The 16,903-nt window shown below is 36.4% G+C and carries 14 protein-coding genes and 2 pseudogenes; 7 read left to right on the top strand and 9 right to left on the bottom strand.

Going from position 1 to position 16,903, the window contains the following annotated elements; translation table 11 throughout:
- The first annotated feature begins 298 nt into the window (after positions 1 to 298).
- Positions 299 to 904: a hypothetical protein gene (locus AC1VYS_RS20810; RefSeq protein ID WP_482911275.1), complete on the top strand. Its 606-nt coding sequence runs from the start codon at positions 299 to 301 to the stop codon at positions 902 to 904.
- 140 nt (positions 905 to 1,044) lie between these two features.
- On the opposite strand, the gene AC1VYS_RS20805 is transcribed toward AC1VYS_RS20810, so the two are convergent.
- Positions 1,045 to 1,485, bottom strand: coding sequence for a hypothetical protein (locus AC1VYS_RS20805; protein ID WP_482911274.1), 441 nt, complete (start codon positions 1,483 to 1,485; stop codon positions 1,045 to 1,047).
- A gap of 164 nt (positions 1,486 to 1,649) precedes the next feature.
- On the opposite strand from AC1VYS_RS20805, the gene AC1VYS_RS20800 reads away from it, so the two are divergent.
- The gene (locus AC1VYS_RS20800; RefSeq protein WP_482911273.1) at positions 1,650 to 2,189 is read left to right on the top strand and encodes a DJ-1/PfpI family protein; all 540 of its coding nucleotides are present in this window, start codon (positions 1,650 to 1,652) and stop codon (positions 2,187 to 2,189) included.
- A 44-nt stretch (positions 2,190 to 2,233) separates the two neighbouring features.
- A complete protein-coding gene (locus tag AC1VYS_RS20795; protein ID WP_482911272.1) occupies positions 2,234 to 2,650 on the top strand; it encodes a hypothetical protein in 417 nt (138 codons plus the stop codon).
- Between the two features lie 166 nt (positions 2,651 to 2,816).
- Here AC1VYS_RS20795 and AC1VYS_RS20790 read toward each other — a convergent pair whose 3' ends face one another.
- Positions 2,817 to 3,584, bottom strand: a complete 768-nt coding sequence (locus AC1VYS_RS20790) for a CPBP family intramembrane glutamic endopeptidase (RefSeq protein WP_482911271.1) — start codon at positions 3,582 to 3,584, stop codon at positions 2,817 to 2,819.
- Positions 3,585 to 4,033: 449 nt separating this feature from the next.
- Entirely contained in the window at positions 4,034 to 4,399 is a 366-nt protein-coding gene (locus AC1VYS_RS20785; RefSeq protein WP_482911270.1) for a TroA family protein, read from the bottom strand.
- 520 nt (positions 4,400 to 4,919) lie between these two features.
- Here AC1VYS_RS20785 and AC1VYS_RS20780 point away from each other — a divergent pair.
- Complete coding sequence (locus AC1VYS_RS20780; protein ID WP_482911269.1) at positions 4,920 to 6,479, top strand: acetamidase/formamidase family protein; 1,560 nt, start codon at positions 4,920 to 4,922, stop codon at positions 6,477 to 6,479.
- A gap of 224 nt (positions 6,480 to 6,703) precedes the next feature.
- Here AC1VYS_RS20780 and AC1VYS_RS20775 read toward each other — a convergent pair.
- The 4 genes and pseudogenes from AC1VYS_RS20775 to AC1VYS_RS20760 form a co-directional block, all read right to left on the bottom strand.
- Positions 6,704 to 7,051 (bottom strand): annotated as a pseudogene (locus AC1VYS_RS20775) (SDR family NAD(P)-dependent oxidoreductase); the annotation flags it as partial.
- A 26-nt stretch (positions 7,052 to 7,077) separates the two neighbouring features.
- The gene (locus AC1VYS_RS20770) at positions 7,078 to 8,646 is read right to left on the bottom strand and encodes an AAA family ATPase (RefSeq protein WP_482911268.1); all 1,569 of its coding nucleotides are present in this window, start codon (positions 8,644 to 8,646) and stop codon (positions 7,078 to 7,080) included.
- A 1-nt stretch (position 8,647) separates the two neighbouring features.
- Positions 8,648 to 9,904 carry a hypothetical protein gene (locus tag AC1VYS_RS20765; protein ID WP_482911267.1) on the bottom strand — a complete coding sequence of 419 codons (1,257 nt, stop codon included), beginning with the start codon at positions 9,902 to 9,904 and terminating at the stop codon, positions 8,648 to 8,650.
- A gap of 917 nt (positions 9,905 to 10,821) precedes the next feature.
- Positions 10,822 to 11,025 (bottom strand): annotated as a pseudogene (locus AC1VYS_RS20760) (sulfurtransferase); the annotation flags it as partial.
- Between the two features lie 81 nt (positions 11,026 to 11,106).
- Here AC1VYS_RS20760 and AC1VYS_RS20755 point away from each other — a divergent pair.
- Together AC1VYS_RS20755 and AC1VYS_RS20750 are read left to right on the top strand one after the other, a co-directional pair.
- Complete coding sequence (locus AC1VYS_RS20755) at positions 11,107 to 13,035, top strand: AAA family ATPase (RefSeq protein ID WP_482911266.1); 1,929 nt, start codon at positions 11,107 to 11,109, stop codon at positions 13,033 to 13,035.
- A 69-nt stretch (positions 13,036 to 13,104) separates the two neighbouring features.
- Positions 13,105 to 13,749 carry a hypothetical protein gene (locus AC1VYS_RS20750; protein ID WP_482911265.1) on the top strand — a complete coding sequence of 215 codons (645 nt, stop codon included), beginning with the start codon at positions 13,105 to 13,107 and terminating at the stop codon, positions 13,747 to 13,749.
- Positions 13,750 to 14,398: 649 nt separating this feature from the next.
- On the opposite strand, the gene AC1VYS_RS20745 is transcribed toward AC1VYS_RS20750, so the two are convergent.
- Positions 14,399 to 15,421 (bottom strand): S-layer homology domain-containing protein, encoded by a 1,023-nt coding sequence (locus tag AC1VYS_RS20745; protein WP_482911264.1) that lies wholly within the window; start codon positions 15,419 to 15,421, stop codon positions 14,399 to 14,401.
- 249 nt (positions 15,422 to 15,670) lie between these two features.
- On the bottom strand, positions 15,671 to 16,402 hold the full coding sequence (locus AC1VYS_RS20740; protein ID WP_482911263.1) for an NPCBM/NEW2 domain-containing protein: 732 nt from the start codon (positions 16,400 to 16,402) through the stop codon (positions 15,671 to 15,673).
- Between the two features lie 157 nt (positions 16,403 to 16,559).
- On the opposite strand from AC1VYS_RS20740, the gene AC1VYS_RS20735 reads away from it, so the two are divergent.
- Positions 16,560 to 16,898 (top strand): helix-turn-helix domain-containing protein, encoded by a 339-nt coding sequence (locus AC1VYS_RS20735; protein ID WP_184182064.1) that lies wholly within the window; start codon positions 16,560 to 16,562, stop codon positions 16,896 to 16,898.
- The last annotated feature ends 5 nt before the right edge of the window (positions 16,899 to 16,903 follow it).

The following is a 16,903-nucleotide window of genomic DNA, read 5'->3' as shown; positions in this document are numbered from 1 at the left end:
ATAGCAATATAGTAGTACTTCCTGCTGTCGGTTAAGTGTGACATTATCCTCCATGAGCAATTATGTTAGAGGCAATTTATATTACAGAACGTCAAAAAGCTCGCGAGCTTCATGATTTCTATATGAAAATTGAATGAGGTCTTTAAACATAAATCAATGACTTTCTTTAAAATAAATTGATTTATCCACAGTAGCCCAAAGCATATGCTATTATCCTAGATAGAGATGTTTTCTTGCTGGACCAGAGCAGTTTGTTCCAATTCAAATTGTCGGAATGTTTGATCTTTGGAGGGAAATCATGAAGCGTGCTTATCTTTTTATCTTGCTCGTGGCTATATCGATAACTAGTGCATGCGAGCAGACTGATCCTAGTGTGGATCAAGAGAATAAGAGACTTCCTACTGCCGAAACGGGGAAGGGAGAATCAGTGAGTCTATCTACATTGGATTCCCAGAAGGCTTATGATCTCTGTGTAGAGGCATTATCTGGGTATTACAAAGCCATATGGAACGGTCTGGAATTTGACGTTAGCAGGTATATGGATGACCCAAATCTAAAACAATATTCAGAAAAAAAGATCAAATCACAATATAATCTGTTTCGCAAGAACAATCTAACCTATAACCAAGTGAGAGAGGTCAAGATGGAAGCTGATAAAATAGATTATATTAAAGGGGAGCAAAGTTTTTATTATCTAAAACTGAATGCGCGTATTATTAAGGATGTAGGGAACTACGCTGAGCCTTCTGAATTTCTAGTACAAAATAGGAATGGTAAGATAATTATTGTTGACTGGTACACATCTGGCAAGGATAGTTACGATTCCATGATGCGTGGAGAGAATCAGGTAATTAATAATCCTGCCATCTGGAAGAATAGCGAATGGGTGGATAAATTAAAATAGTGGATCAGGTACTGTAGGACCGTAATACTTGTTATAAACTAAACCCTGGCTTCAAAGCCCGAAGTCTGTGTTAGTGTCCTTCCCTTCAGGCTGTCAGTAGAGTATCGACAAGTAGTAGTCTCTGAATGTAGTCTCTTTTTTTATCTGCTCGGTCCCGCAGTATGTTGAATAATCAGTGATTCGGCATCAATGGTCACCGTAAGATCGAAAAAACGGTCAGTGTGTCCCTCTCTCCAGTCCTCACGAATATCTTCGGAATAAAACCAGAAGCGAAGTAGCCGCCGCTCTGGATTTTGAAGAAGTTCAACAGCACAGTCAATGGAGCATATGGACAGATCAAGCGTAAGTGGTGGTGACCACTGCTGCACTGCGTCAGTCCATTCTGCTACAAGTTGCTGCGCGGTTTCAATAGCAATGAGCAAATGGAGTGTATACTCTGAATCGGCCAATTGACCCGCAATCATTTCCTGCTGCTGGATGTTTGGGGCGTATAGAAGTGCTGGAACATCCTTGCGGTCGATATTAAAGATGCTGCTTGGAAATTGCAGATTGGAATGTATTCCATGATGTGACTCCGGCATAGTTGTACACCTCTCCTAAAACATGATTTTTTCATATTCTCCATTATATCTAATAGGTTATTTTAAAACAGAATGAACAAGCCATTTCAAGCGCATTTTCATTTACATGATAGGGATATCTTCAGAAATATCGCTCCTTTATTCTTTTCTATTTTTCAAAACACATGAAAGCAGGTGCAAATATTAATACTCATGTCTTAATTTATGATGGGTTTGTCAACTTTGAAATCATGCTCGCAACTTATTTAATGAAAACTCAAGGGGAAATTATAACTGTGGGGTTAAGTTCCGATATGGTCAATTCTCACGAAGGTTTTGCAGTTAAACCCCAAAAAGATATAAAAGAAGTGGATTGGGACGAAGTAGAAGTACTGATTATTCCGGGAGGTGATATTGGAGAAATTGAAGGGAATAAGCAGCTAACATCAATTATCAAGAAGTTAGACATTAATGGAAAGTATATTGGTGCTATATGTTCAGCAGTGGAACTTATTAAGCAAGCAGGGGTTTTAGAAGGGAGGGAGTATACTGACAACCATACAAACCATGTCGATACATATAAAGTTAGTCGGAATATAATAACTGCAAAAGCTAACGGGTATGTAGATTTTGCAATTGAGTTAGGGAAAATGTTGAATATTTATTCAGACAAAGAGGATTATGATGAAACCGTTAGATTTTTTAAGTGTTTTGAAAATAATTAGTGAATGTTTAATGCTATAATATCGGTGAAAAGGAGTGTGAAAAAATGGATATTCAACAAGCTACGGAAGAAAAGCTTGAACGTGCAATGCAAAGGGGTGTCCCAATGGATGCCGCCATTCTTGAGGATCTTATGCATAAAAATTTACTTACTGAAGAGGCAGTCCAACGTTTATCAGATCAAAGAAATTATCATAGTAAAGAGGCTAGAGAAAATGTAGTTCCAGTGCGCATTGCAGATGATGTTATGAATATTATGGATGCTTTAATTACAAGCGGGCACTCAAATAGCCGATCGGAAGCCGCTTCTTATTTAATAATGTTGGGAGTCCAAAACCATTATTCTTTATTGAATCAACTCTCAAAAGAGGTAGTAGTTTTGGAAGAACAGCAGAAAAAAATTAAAAACCTCGTTGAAAACTCATTCATATTTCCTGAATTGCCTCCTCATGAATCAATATAATCAGCTATCAGCTCTACCTAACACTGAAGTTATTTGATGGTAGTTTCAGGGGAGCGAATAAGAGAATAATACATTCTCGTCTCAAATAAGTCTAAGAACGTTATCCAGTAGAAGGCTGGAAGCTTTGTGTGCAAAGCAGACTTGGTCGTTATAGATGATGAAGAGCTCACAACAAGCCTACTTTAACACGTTTTATGAATAATAAACTAAGGGAAATCATTGTTATCCCTATGCTAGTTATTAATTTAATAAGAAGACTTTCATCCATCACCCAGGAGATTGAAAAACTATTGATTACACTGTGAAATAAAATGCATAACCAGATACTTTTACTCAAGTAGTAGATGACTGCGAGTGAAAATGCCATTCCGATAACAAGAATGCTAAAAAGTCCGAAATTCCAATGATACTGACTGGTCCCCTTAATAAAAAATAGGGGGAGATGCCATACAGCCCAAATGAGAGCGGTAACAAGGGTTGCACCAATAAATCCAATTTTCTTTTCAAGCAGAGGTTGTAAAATATAACGCCACCCTAATTCTTCTAACCCTCCTCCAATAATCATAATTGGAATAGATAATATTGCCATATATACGGGTGAACTTGGAGTGATACCTCCTAGAAGTGCTGGAATACCAAAATATGCAATGGTAAGTATAAGCACATAGATGTATGTATTAAGAGGTTGTTTAATTGCAAAAGCTTCTTTTATAAAAGTTTTGAATCCTGTTATTCTACCGTAATGTCTTAAAATAAAATAGGAAGCAATCGTTGGACCACACCCACCAATAGTAAACAGGATCATTCCCAAGGGGGTTCTTAATTCTAATAGTTCAATCTGACTAGCTAACATTAATACTCCCCATGAACAATAAGTGATGAGGAAAGTCCATAATATGTATTGAAATAGTATTTTGGTATTGCTTATCTTCATATTAGTTTCCACCTTTTAACATTGCAAGCTAGCATCAGCAACGCATTTTTTCGTCCTGTTTATAGTATAAAGAGTGACTGAGCTTCCTACCTCAAGCCGTAGAAGGAATCGAACTAAGTCCATAGAATGAATTTGCGAATTGTAATCATTGACGAATGTCTAAATCATAATAGAGCAAATTTATTTAAATATCCGCAATGCCAAAGAGCCCGCGTTCTCCGCAGGCTCCTTGTTTTGTCGAATTATAAACAGAAAATATTGCAGATGATTGCATCGTCTTTCCAAAAGAATAGTTCGACGTCCCCAAATATGTCCGGCAGTGGCATCGATCGGTTATCCTTAGATTTTCGCAGGTGCTTCAAACCCATGAGAGGATGCCTCAGATTCGTTAGCGCTCGCTCCATACTTTGATCCAACTGGCGGCGAATCCAGAGTACAATCCTCTCGCTCTAATTCAGTTCTGTCTGTCCACTTGCGAGTCGGTCTGCGATCTCTTCGGCTTGCAGAATGGAGGTGTAGGGATCAGCGGTGAAATATTTATGGATATCCAGTTTGAAGATATGGTTGTTCTGCACTGCAGGCAGGTTGTCCCATACGTTAGGTAACAGGGAATGATCCTTTGTGCCTTCTGTAACCATCATCAGCAAGTAATCACCTACATACTCTCCGAATACCTCTGCACTAGCTTCCAAGTTTTCTTTACCTTGGTCCAGAATATCGGACTTCACCTTGGTTGCTGGCGTCAGTCCTAACAATTCATAGGCTGCTCTTCCACCACGATTGGCACTATTGCCGATAATGGCCGGGTTCTTCAAAAAGTTAAAATCGGCAACGGTGAAGGTGGAATCTTCCGGAATTACACCTTTAATTTTGGCCTTAGCCGCTGCAAGCCGAGGAAATGGCAGAGCGGATTATGGAACATCAATTGTCGCTGACACAATGAGCAGTAGGGCTTATTGATTAGATGATTCCATATATGCTTACTCAACATCTGAGGCAATATTGAGGTACCCAAAGCGATATATTTTTTAGCAAGCCTACAAGGCTCAACGCTCCAAATAGTTCCGTGATTCTGGATAACGGTTGGCTTACTTCCCCTGTTGCCATCGGATTCCCTTCATAACTGATAAAGTCGTTCGAGCTCATTCATATTTCAGCTTCGTATGTATTGTTTATGGTAAAAATATTGACATTATATCGGGATTTACAATATTTATCCTGAAATATAGCTTTAATATGTTATATTTATTGACAATAAAATATTGTTGTAATTATTTTTATATGTTACCCTGTATATGTGTTAGGAAATATTACATATTATAAAGGGGGAGCGTAATGTTTATTAACCGAACCATTAGGAAGCTTGGGATTTCAGTAGGGATTGTAGGTATGTTTACATTTGTTCTACCTTCAGTGGGTTTTAGTATGCCGCTGCAGCCGACAACCATCGATAAGGTAGAAGGTGATTATTATGTAACGTCTGCGATTGAGAACATTCGCTGGGGATCACTGCCTAATCGAGATAGCTCTCCGATTCTTACTGTACCATCAGGAAGTGCTGTAACATTTGATACAGTATCTCATGAGGGACTGATCGAGGATCAAGGGAGAAATCCAGTGGAGTACTTCGGCAAATATGGTATCTCCCCCGATGGCGTGTTGGATGATGCCAAGGCAATTGCGGCTTCTCCAATTAAGCATGATTATGTAAAAGACGGACCTCATATCATCACTGGGCCAGTAGCCGTTGAGGGAGCGATGCCAGGAGATGTTCTTAAAGTAGAAGTCCTCTCGTTGCAAACTCGAGTTCCCTATGGTGTCATTTCTAATCGTCATGGTAAAGGTGCCCTTCCTGGCGAATTTCCAGAAAATACAGGGCCACAAGAGGGAGCTAGCGCAACAAAACCGGAACTATATAATAATGTATCTATATTTACGCCTATTGAAGAAATCAACGGCAATTGGTATGGCGTATTACCAACAAAAGCTGGCAAGAATGTGCGTTTCCCGATTAACCCGTTTCTAGGTGTTATGGGGGTTGCGCCAAATACCAGTGAAGTTGTGAGTTCGATCCCGCCTATTGAAACAGGAGGGAATATGGATATTAATGAGTTAGGTGTCGGTTCAACTATTTATTATCCGATTCAAGTTAAAGGCGGGTTATTCTATACTGGAGATCCACACTTTGCTCAAGGAGATGGAGAAGTAGCGTTAACTGCATTGGAAGCTTCCTTGAGGGGGACAGTTCGGTTAACCGTGTTAAAGAAAGGTGATCCATCCCTCCCGCATCGTGGAGAATTCACGCAACCCTTTGCTGAAACTGAGGATTACTGGATTCCGATTGGACTTGATCCTGATTTGGATGAAGCAATGAAAGAATCAGTACGTGAATCGATTCAATTTTTATCCGATAAGCTTGATATGGATAGAAGTGTAGCTTATGCGTACCTATCGGCGGCAACGGATTATGAAGTATCCCAGGTCGTAGACCGAACCAAAGGGGTTCATGGACTCATTCGAAAGGCCGATTTCCTTGAATATGTTGATGTTGCAATGAATGTAGGGGGTACAACAATCAAACCGATTGTTCAAAACGATGAGTTCTACGTACCGATTCGAACCATTTCGGAGCTTTTGGGCGGTACAATAGTGTGGGATAATAAGACGCGTACAACGAAAATTAAATTAGGCACGAAAGATATAAGTGCTCAAATTGGTTCAGATGTGTATTCAATTAACGATAAACTAGTGTTCAATAGTAAAGTGCCAAAGCTTTTAAATGGCGAAACCGTAGTTCCAGTGTCTGTTATTAATGAAATACTAGGTGCTTATGTAAATTGGACAACGATCGACAAGACGTTAACAGCAAACGTATCGTTAAGTAAAAAGCAATAATCGATTTCATTATTCAATCGTGGTGGACGGATGTCAATCGCGATTTTTTTCTGTTATCGTGACTCAAAGAAGGACTGACTGGGAGTTTGTTAACTCTCAGTCTAGTCCAGAAAGACTTTTCTCAGAATATCAATAAAATTTTTATTCTTCCCATAACCCGCTTGCGATTGTGATCGAAGATGTGTCTACATCAATTCAGACATTTCGACCTAGACCACCGAATCTTATACACTAAATCCACCGTCCACAGGCAAAACGACTCCAGTAACAAAAGATGAATAATCACTAAGCAACCAAGCGGCTGCATTAGCAATCTCAATAGGTTCGGCCGGACGTCTGAGAGGTGTCTTCACGCGAATCTGTTCAATGATATCGGGGTTAATAGAAACCCACTGCTGAATCATATCGGTCATTGTAGTCCCTGGTGCAATTGCATTGATACGGATACCCGCTGGCCCGTATTCGACCGCTGCTGTTTGAGTTAGACTGTTTACCGCCCGTTTAGATGCCCCGTAAGCTCCCAAGCCCGGATTTCCCTTCAGACTACCCACGCTGCTGGTGTTAACAATAGAACCTGACCCTGAAGTCTCTCAAATATCTAAATGCCGTTATAAAGATCAAAGAAAGTGACAAATACTATGTCTTCTATCTTACGTTTAATATCTCTAAGATTTTTATATCTAGCAAGCTCATTTAAAGATGACTGAATCGAATTAATATCCACTAATATGCCAAATTCTTCTTTTAGCTTATCAATTAAATTACTCGCTGTACTTATAATATAAATTTTCTTATCTTCTTCTGCTAAATCAGTGAAATTATATACCATATCAAACCTTGACTTTAATGGGTCTGGTATCATATCTCGATATGTTATTTGGGACATATTTGAAGTGAATACAATAATATATCCAGATAGATCATGTTCTACCCCATGTCGATCAGTAAACTTCCCATCCTCAAGCAATTCATAAAAAAAATTGAATACACTTGGAGTAGCCTTTTCAAATTCATCTATCAAAATTATCCTTGATTTTGATGTTTTAATTTTATTTATTAATTCGCCACCTTCTTCACTTCCTACATAACCAAGAGGGGGGCCTATTAAACTATTCAAAACACCTTCTGTAGAATAATTACCAAAATTTATTTTTATCAGCTGCTCACTCGGAAACATTATGGTAGATGCAACCTTAGCGAACTCCGTTTTTCCTATTCCAGAATCGCCACAAAGAAAAATTGATAGTATTTTTCTTTTAGATAATGTGCTCAAAAAAGTGAATTTTAATAAATTATGACTGAAATCATCTTTGAATGGTTTATGCCCCTGTAATTGTTTGTTTATTTGTCTAGATATCGAATTAATCTCTTCTATATTAACTACTTTATCATTATCACTGATAGTACTAGTGTTATCGGTTTCACTTTCGATGTATTCTAACTTGTTAAAAACCAAAGGAAAATACTGTAGAGCCTCCTCAGAAAATTCATCAGTAATTAAAAATCTTATTTTCTCGTTTGTTGCAATATGATAGAGTAATACTTCAAAATAAGAAATTAAATCCCTTCTGACATTAAAAAGAGGGATTATTGACGATATATCAACAAAATCAACATTAGTGTCCTCAGTTGTATCTCTTATGATCTGAGGATTATATTTTAATGATCCTCCATTAAATTCATCAACCAGGTTGAATAAAGATACTATTTTATTATCATGAGATAATTCTCTAAACGTACTTTTCATTCTGTATACGAACAACTTTAAAGGCGGTATAATTTTTAAATTTTTATTAATTATTTCATTTTGGTTTTGTTCTGCTTCTCGGAATTCAAAACTTATTTTATCATTATCAAAAAGGTATGGATATATATCAACTAATGAATTAAAATATTCAGATCTAATGCAAAATATGGCATTTTCAAATTCGTCTAGTATTGTAAGTAAATACCTCTCAATATAAAAGCTGTTCAGAGTTTCCTCTTTAATAACATTACTAATATCTATAACAAGATTACTCCTAGAAGCAAAATCGAGATTCTCCAAGTGATCTATATTGTCGCAAATATGAATTAAATAACTAAGGCTAATAAACCTCCTATCAGAAAGGGAATCTCTCATATCCGATATTTTATTTCTATCATAAATATATAATAATGCTTCCATTTCAATTTTTCCTATCTATGTTTAATTCTTGTATAATTCCTATTACATCAATTAAATTTAATTTTTCGCTCAATTTATTATGACTAAAGTCAAATGCTACCGCTACCTTTTCTCTAGAGGCATTACTAGATTTCATGATTACGTCGGACCCCTCTTCCAACTCATTTTGATATGATTTTGACATTAGATCTAAAAACTTTGATGATGTGCTTTCTCGCTGAGAGTAGTCAATTTCTCCACGGTATATACCCATTAAGCTTAGTTTTCCTAATTGCAAGTCATTATGTTGATATCCATTTTCAAAGTTATCGTTATTTTTGAACGGCAGTTGAATGATAAATTCTTCCTCTACATCATCAGTTTTGTATGAAAATATATAGTCTATAGTAAAGTCATCGAGCATTTTATCCATCATTTTGTTGAAATTTATCTCTAAATTATCATTTGATGAATTCTTGATATTACTATCTCTTAAAGTATTTAATAAGAATACCGTATCATCAATATTCCTTGGTCTAAGTTCTATGTTCTTAAAAACAACTAAATCGCCAGTTTTCAGCTTATTTCCACTTTGTTGGTTATTAGTCTGTATAGTTTCATATATTTTTCTAAGCATTATGGACTTCGTATTTTTCACATCAAAACTCTCATACACTTTCTTTTTAGAATTATCTTCCTTTGCATAACCAATCCCAGTCGTCAGAGTATCAGGGACATTTAAGCTAAGTGATGAGTTATATTTGAGTAATTCTTCTGAGATCTGTTCTTTTTCTACTGTTTTCATAATCTTGTTATCAATTAGCATTACTATCTCATGGACTTTCGATGTATTAATATAAAACAAATTAAATAAGCTATTATTATCATTAGTCACATTATCTTCTTCAGTGACTATCATTTTTTTATTAACTACAATTAAATTAATAAAATAAATCATTACAATAAGAAAAGATAGCAGTTCTGCATTATTGGTAACCCAAAGATTGATTTTATCAATATTGATATAGAAATATAATACAATTAATGCTCCTGAACATATAGCACCTAAAAATCGAGAATTTAAATTTGATTTTCCCAAAAAATTATTAATCAACATATAAAAGAGATAAAATACCACTGGTATTACTAACCAATATTTTTCAATCCCAATTTTAGTGAAATTATGATATATAACAAATTCTATTAAAGCGAATATTAGAACAAATGTAATGTAATTCAGTGATTTTTTCCAGAATATTGTAGACTTTATATTTTTCATTTTCTTCTCCAATCATCATGAAATCTGTATATTATGCAAAAAAACTTATTCATCCGTTTAACTCAAAAGTTATAACTTCCTTAGAGGGTGCTCTTTCCACTTTGTTAAAGTGTACAATTTCAATTACATGATTAATAGTTTGACGACTTATATATTCCTTTCTTTCATCTTTAATTGAATACTCGTCTCGGTTTTTTTATTCCATTCAACAATTATGCCTAGGGGTACCGTAATCATTGTCAGGCACTGACTCGGTTGCAACAAGCTATGTAAAAATTTTGTTTTCAATTTGGCATGAACAGCAAGATTAAGTTGTTCATGAAAATGTTTAATCTCTGAATGCTGTCCATCTATGTGAAGAAGATTCCAAACAACCTATAGAACTGAGACACATCTCTAATTTCGTCACAAGAAAGATCGAATTGAATCGATTCGTGACCATTACGAACTAATCTAAAATATTGGCTGTCATGATTTCATTTAGACTAAATGAAGTCACCGAAACACTACACATACAGGAATATAGTACCACGTTTTTATATATTTTGTTGATTTGTTGTTGTTGACTTTACTTCTTGCCTCTCAATTGTTGCTTACAATTCTATTCCGCTAAGACTATATGCACAAGTGATTACATCATTTCAACCACTATGCTGAATTTTCGGATTTTAAGCCGTCTTTTGCAGGGATATATGGTATTTAAGGGGACTTTGGGAGAGGGATAGACGTCGAATACATAATATAGCTTTAGCATGACTAGTTAGTCAAAGGACTTCTGGGACTAAATAAATTGTTTTCAGTCTACGAACATTGACTTACTGTTGGTTTTGATCCTGCTCAGCCTAATGAAAAAAAAGGAGTACACTGCTACATGGGTGATGTACTCCGGATCATTCCTGAATATTTTATTTAAACCTTTATTCTTCCCCCGCCGCCACCGCATTCCCCTCATAACTAATCCAGTCGCTCCAGCTCCCGGAATACAGCTTCACATTCGAGAATCCCGCTTCTTCCAACGCAATTACGTTCGGACAGGCGGAGACACCTGAGCCGCAGTATACGATAATCTCTCCATCCTTATCCAGCTTAGAAAAATAAGGCAAAAGACCTTGATTTTTAAATTAAATAATCTCATAGAAGGAAGATATAGGTATTTGTCGAATACATAATTTAGGTATTTTATACTAATTGGTGAAGTGGGAGTGGATGAATTGAAAATACATAGTTTAAAAATAAAAGGTTTTAGAAGACACCTTGATTCTGAAGTGAACTTTTCTGATGCTACTTTTTTAATTGGGGAGAACAATATTGGGAAGAGTTCTGTATTAGCTGCGTTAAATATTCTTTTGAACGATATAAGAAAGTTGCCTGAAGAAGACTTTTTTTCGTATCGCGATGTTGAGACTGGCTCTAATTTTCAAATATCTGATGAAATTGTTCTTACAGGGGAGTTTCGAGATATTCCGCAAGAAGCTAAGAGCTGGGTGGGGTTTAAAGGACGAGTATTGAACTATGTAGATGAGAATGGCGAAACTAAATTGAGAATTGTTTATAGAAAGACGTTTAAACCAAATACTGATTATATTGTGGAAATGCGAGAACAATTAAAAAGCTTGAAACCGGAATTCGAAGGATGTATTTCAATCCAAGAATATATCAATGCTGGATTGGAAAGTTCTTTATTAGAAAGTTTACTCCCAACTATTGCTCCAGCAAAAAAATTAACAGCTAAAGAACAATCTCTAATCAAAGAGTTGGAGGATCTGTACGATTATAATGAATCAGACGAAGAATGGTTTAAGAATCCGGGAGGAATTCCTGCTAATGTTCTTACGAAGTTACCAAAATTTCTTTTAATACCTGCTCAGGATAAAGCAGATGAGTTATCGGGCACCTCTGGAACGCTTATTTCTACTTTAACGCAATTATTTAACGATGTCAGAGAATCTTCAGATAACTACAAGCAGGCTCAACAATACTTGGATTTGTTAGCTGCTGAGTTAAACCCAGATGATCAAGAAAGTGAATTTGGAAAAATGATGGTAGAGTTAAATAAAACTGTAAGTGGTGTTTTTCCAAATACTGGACTAAAAGCTGTTACTAGTTTAACTGATGCTGATAAGGTTATCAAACCGCAGTTTAAAATATCAATGTTTAGTAACATAACTACATCAGTTGGGCTTCAGGGCACAGGCATAATACGTTCTGCAGTTTTTGCTTTACTGAGATACAGAAATATTAGAGAAAATAGAAAAGAAGTTGGACAGATAAGACCTCTTTTGATTGGATTTGAAGAACCGGAGATCTATTTACACCCTAATGCAGCACAACAAATGAGAGATACAATTTACGAATTAGGGAACTCTTCAAGCAATCAAATTGTCTGTACCACTCACTCCCCATATATGATTGATTTAAGTAAAAAACCTTTACAAATTTTGAATTGTTTATCTCTTAAAAAGGTCAATATAGAATTAAGTGGAACGGAGTTTGAAGTAGAAAAAGTGAATTGTAACTCGTTTAACACTAGTAAGGAGTTCATTAATCTTCATGAAGTAGACAAAACTTATGTTAAAATGATTTTGAAAATAGACGATCATATTTCTAGAGTGTTCTTTTCTAAAAATATTTTAATCATAGAGGGAGATACGGAAGATATTGTTTTAAGAGAAACGATAAAAAGAATGCCTGACGTGGTAAGAAAGGACATTGAATGTAACTGGCAAATAGTTAAAGCTAGAGGGAAGGCAGTTATAATTTCACTAGTGAAATATTTGAGAGCCATGGGTCTGAGTCCAATTGTTATACATGATCAGGATGGAGGAGTTGCAAGAGCCGAACAATACAATGAACCTATTCGGATTGCTGTAGGCGATGATGAAGCCAGAATGATGCTGACCAATTGTATAGAAGATGTACTGGGGTACACGGCACCAGCAAGCGAAAAACCATACACTGCTTATAAGTTCATTACTGAAAATTGGAATGATCAATGGAACTCAATCTCTAGAGAATGGAGTTTAATTGTGGAACATGTATTTAAAGAATCATTTAGTCTCATGCCTAAAGACGATGTTTTAGATATTCTAGATCAAGTAGCGACGACTTTGGATGAAGAACCTTCAATTTAAGGGATAAATAAAAGTATGAATTATGGTCTAAAGCAGTTTAATTTTACTAAATGAATAGAGGGAGATTGCATGTGGCAAAATTTTTATTTTACAGAAAAGTCGGATTATGAAACTCCACCTTTGAAAAATGAAAGAAGGAAAGTTTTGGAGGTTGTCTCGGAAAATATCCTTTTTAAAAATGAAATAAAGATTGCGTTAGGATTTGGAACTGCTCATCCTATAAATGACGAGCTTAGAGAGTTTCCTTCATTGTTGAATCTATATCTACATCTGAAAAAAATGCACCCGGTACGTTACGCACAGGTTTTAAGATCTATTTGGATTGATATTTCTAAATTTGGCATTGACTTGACGGCTGATTTGAAACCGTCACCAAAGATTGGTCAAATATGGCTTATGGATACGCCATACGGCGATTATAATTTAAAGCCCGAGAGATTGTTTGTAATAGTGGGGATTGCAATTAAGAAAGTTATAGTATGTGAAGTTCAACAAAGCTGCGAAGATGGGGCAGTAAAACTAGAAGATGACAATTTCCAAAAAGGTAGGCCGTTGTATGTGAATTTTAATAGAGATGTTGCAATGAGAGAAGATAACCTTAATATTTGTATAGCATCCCTAAACGAAAATAATGCATGGCGCGTTTCTGATAAAATGATTGAAATGCAACGAATTCGTAAGGAGAGTTTTTATAGAAAAGTAAAGTTAAGTTGATAAGTCGGACTTTTAAGAAAGTATTTATGATCTTTTTTTTGTAATTTAATGAACTATTTTATAATATATGTATATATCCAATTGCACCATAGTCAACAAGTACAGCTACCTCATCACTTTTATCAAGCTGGTTACAGAGATGGACTAGACAATTTCCTTCGCTATCGCTAAGATTTGGATTCAGACCGTTGTTTAACATCAATAGAAGTGTCTGTACATCTCCAAGAGCCACGCATTCAAAGATGAATGGTGGTTCTTGGAGAATTTCGTTTCTATAGATACTAATGAGCATAGCACACTTTAATGAATCGTTGTTTTGGCAGGCATCTAGAAAACTTTGTTTTATTGACAACTGAATCAGTCCTTTTATTTCAATTAAAAATCGGACAATATTTTTGTGTCAATTTATTTACTTCGTTCACACAATGATCCTTGGCATGGTTACGTAATTGTATGCATAAGGGGATCCTACTATGTAAAACTCTCTATGATCCTGAAATGAATCTCGAGAAAAGTGGGGATACAGTACATGTGTTTTTGTTAATTACCTTCTGTACCTATATCACAAATAATCCTTCCAGCATACATGTAGAGACGCGTTTCCAAAACATGAAAAGAGCCCACACAGTGTGTAGGCTCTTATTAATCACTATTTGGAGAATCTGATTACAACAGTGTCGTACGCTGTAGGGTGCGGCTCGATAGAGACTTTGTAACCACCATATGTTGTGGTGGAAGTTTCACGAGATTCCACAGCCGAAGACAGTTTGCTTGTGAAGCTACTTGTCACTGGTACACCAGCAGCCTTCAAGATGTCAGTAGCCAGTTTTTGTGAAGCGCTGCTACTTGCATCAAAAGTAATAACTTGGTTACTTCCTTTTCCACTTTGTGGCAGCATGTAACTCACAGAAGCATACCCGTCAGAGTTGTTTACACTGACTTCTTTAGCGTTGCTTTTTACTTCATATCCTTTGTAGGCACTAGCACTGATTGTTTTTACCACAGCATCGTACACTGTTTTAACATCGGCAGGTACATTTGTAGCTGGTGGTGTTACAGGCTTGTCAGTTGGGAAACGTGGACGATCTTCCAGTTTAGTCAAACCGTTATCCATTGCACGTTTGATGAAAGCTACAGCTTCGGCACGAGTGAGTTTGTCATTCCCCTTGTAACCTTCTACTGTACTTCCAGTTTTACCACCTGCCAAGTTTTCATTGAGCAAGTACTGAATAGCATCTTTTCCGATGTAGTTAATACCGTTGGCACCGGCGATGATGTTGGCTACATCACCACGAGTAACTGCTTGGTCACGTGTAGCTCTACCAATTGCAGTTTTAGCAGCGCCATTCACTGGCCAATTTTTCGCAGTTGCGATTTGGTACACTGGGTCAGCCCAGTGTGTTTGACCAGAAATTGGTTTTACCTCTTCGTAAGCCGAGATAAACATCATCAAGAATTCAGCTTCAGATACTTGTTTGCTCGGTTTGAACGTACCATCTGGGTAACCTTTGATTACACCGTTGTTGATGGCCCATTGAATTGTACCGTACGCCCAGTGAGTGGATTTGACGTCTTTGAATTTTTCAGTTGGATCTGTGGCGAAGGCTGTAGTTACCAATTGTACAGAGAGCAGTACCGTCCCCATTATACCCAATAGCTTCTTGCATTTCATTTTAATCCTCCTGATCATTTTTTTTTCATTAAAATATGATTGAAAGATTTTTGTCAATGTTAACAAATTAAAACTTTTTAGCATGAAAGACTGATGTGATGTTGCAAAATATTGTTGTTAGATAATGTTTACCTATGAAGCAATAATTACTGATACAAATTTTAAATGCAGGTGCTTTAGGATAGGTGTAAGATTACAGTTCAATTTGCTAATTTCATAGAAGTGCGCACTAACTACATAATTTTTTGATTATTTACGAGATAACACAGGATTCACAATATTAATCATAGCATATCCTTCATTAACGACTCCGAATTCCAGGCTAAGATCCAGAACACCAGAAATATTAACACTCGCACTCTGGGTTGGCACACCTTTGCTAACTATACTAGTCCAAAGAACCTTCCCATCCCCTATAATAGTTAATTTTCCTGATCCTTCTTTAACACTATCGTCAACCCCGTACATAAAGGATAAATCTGAATATTGTCCATTTAGGGTGTAGCTTTGAGTAAGGGATTTATGATGATCACCAAAACCGTTAATGATAAAACCTCTTTTTGGAAGCTGTAAACCTTTATCATATTCCTGCCCGTCAATTTTCATCTTACCATTAATCACCATATCTTCAGCTAGCTTAATTGGAGGCTTGTTAGAAAGGTAATCTCCTTCTGCTACCGAGTCCCCAAACAAAACAGATTTTGTTTTACCATCCCAGGCAACAGACTTCCCTATCATATCTCCAATGAGCTTAATAGGCACATATGTTGTTCCACTGTAGATGAGGGAGGAGGGAACAGGCGAGCCGTTATTGTTAAATTTACCACCAGAAGGAGTTTTGTCGACTTTGTCCACAATAAATCTAACCGGATCAAAGCTGACTTCAATCTTGTTTGTTGCTCCCCAAGCTATTCCACTGAAAAATAAAGTACCCACTAAAAAACCTGCTGCTCCAAATTTTAATTTCCCCATTTTTCCCATTGATTGTTACCTCCGTAATTAGAATTAGTTTGAATAGGATAAACTTGTGAAAAAACTTTAAATTAAAAACTATAAATGTTATTATAAATAATTATAACATTTATAGTATGTTAATATGGTGTGCCGCCTCAGTTACGCTTAGTTTGAGGTGGTTTGTGTGGAAAATTTAGTAATAAAACTCGGAGATCGTATTCGAAATATTAGAAAGCAACAAGGGATGAGTCAGGAACTTTTAGGAGAACGTTCAGGACTACATACCAATTACATTGGACAAGTTGAGCGTGGCGAGAAAAATGTAACAGTAGAAAGTCTGGAGAGAATAGCCAATGGGCTGAACATTACACTTGAACAATTGTTCCGTCACCTTGATCCAGTTCCTCCGACAGATGACCTTCAAAGACTTCTTCTTTTGCTTGAAGATAGACCCCCACAAGACAAACAACTTGCACTTCAATTGCTTCAATCCGTGTTTCGCTGGGGGGACCAAAAATTCTGATCTCC

The sequence above is a fragment of the Paenibacillus sp. G34 genome, assembly GCF_056856875.1.
Note: the sequence above shows the minus strand (reverse complement) of the source record. Positions and strands in the feature narration are given on the sequence as shown.

What these genes read in the sequence shown, in the direction of transcription:
- AC1VYS_RS20810 (WP_482911275.1), top strand. Translation starts at nt 299, where the DNA reads ATGAAGCGTGCTTATCTTTTTATCTTGCTCGTGGCTATATCGATAACT.
- AC1VYS_RS20805 (WP_482911274.1), bottom strand. Translation starts at nt 1,485, where the DNA reads ATGCCGGAGTCACATCATGGAATACATTCCAATCTGCAATTTCCAAGC.
- AC1VYS_RS20800 (WP_482911273.1), top strand. Translation starts at nt 1,650, where the DNA reads ATGAAAGCAGGTGCAAATATTAATACTCATGTCTTAATTTATGATGGG.
- AC1VYS_RS20795 (WP_482911272.1), top strand. Translation starts at nt 2,234, where the DNA reads ATGGATATTCAACAAGCTACGGAAGAAAAGCTTGAACGTGCAATGCAA.
- AC1VYS_RS20790 (WP_482911271.1), bottom strand. Translation starts at nt 3,584, where the DNA reads ATGAAGATAAGCAATACCAAAATACTATTTCAATACATATTATGGACT.
- AC1VYS_RS20780 (WP_482911269.1), top strand. Translation starts at nt 4,920, where the DNA reads ATGTTTATTAACCGAACCATTAGGAAGCTTGGGATTTCAGTAGGGATT.
- AC1VYS_RS20770 (WP_482911268.1), bottom strand. Translation starts at nt 8,646, where the DNA reads ATGGAAGCATTATTATATATTTATGATAGAAATAAAATATCGGATATG.
- AC1VYS_RS20765 (WP_482911267.1), bottom strand. Translation starts at nt 9,904, where the DNA reads ATGAAAAATATAAAGTCTACAATATTCTGGAAAAAATCACTGAATTAC.
- AC1VYS_RS20750 (WP_482911265.1), top strand. Translation starts at nt 13,105, where the DNA reads ATGTGGCAAAATTTTTATTTTACAGAAAAGTCGGATTATGAAACTCCA.
- AC1VYS_RS20745 (WP_482911264.1), bottom strand. Translation starts at nt 15,421, where the DNA reads ATGAAATGCAAGAAGCTATTGGGTATAATGGGGACGGTACTGCTCTCT.
- AC1VYS_RS20740 (WP_482911263.1), bottom strand. Translation starts at nt 16,402, where the DNA reads ATGGGAAAAATGGGGAAATTAAAATTTGGAGCAGCAGGTTTTTTAGTG.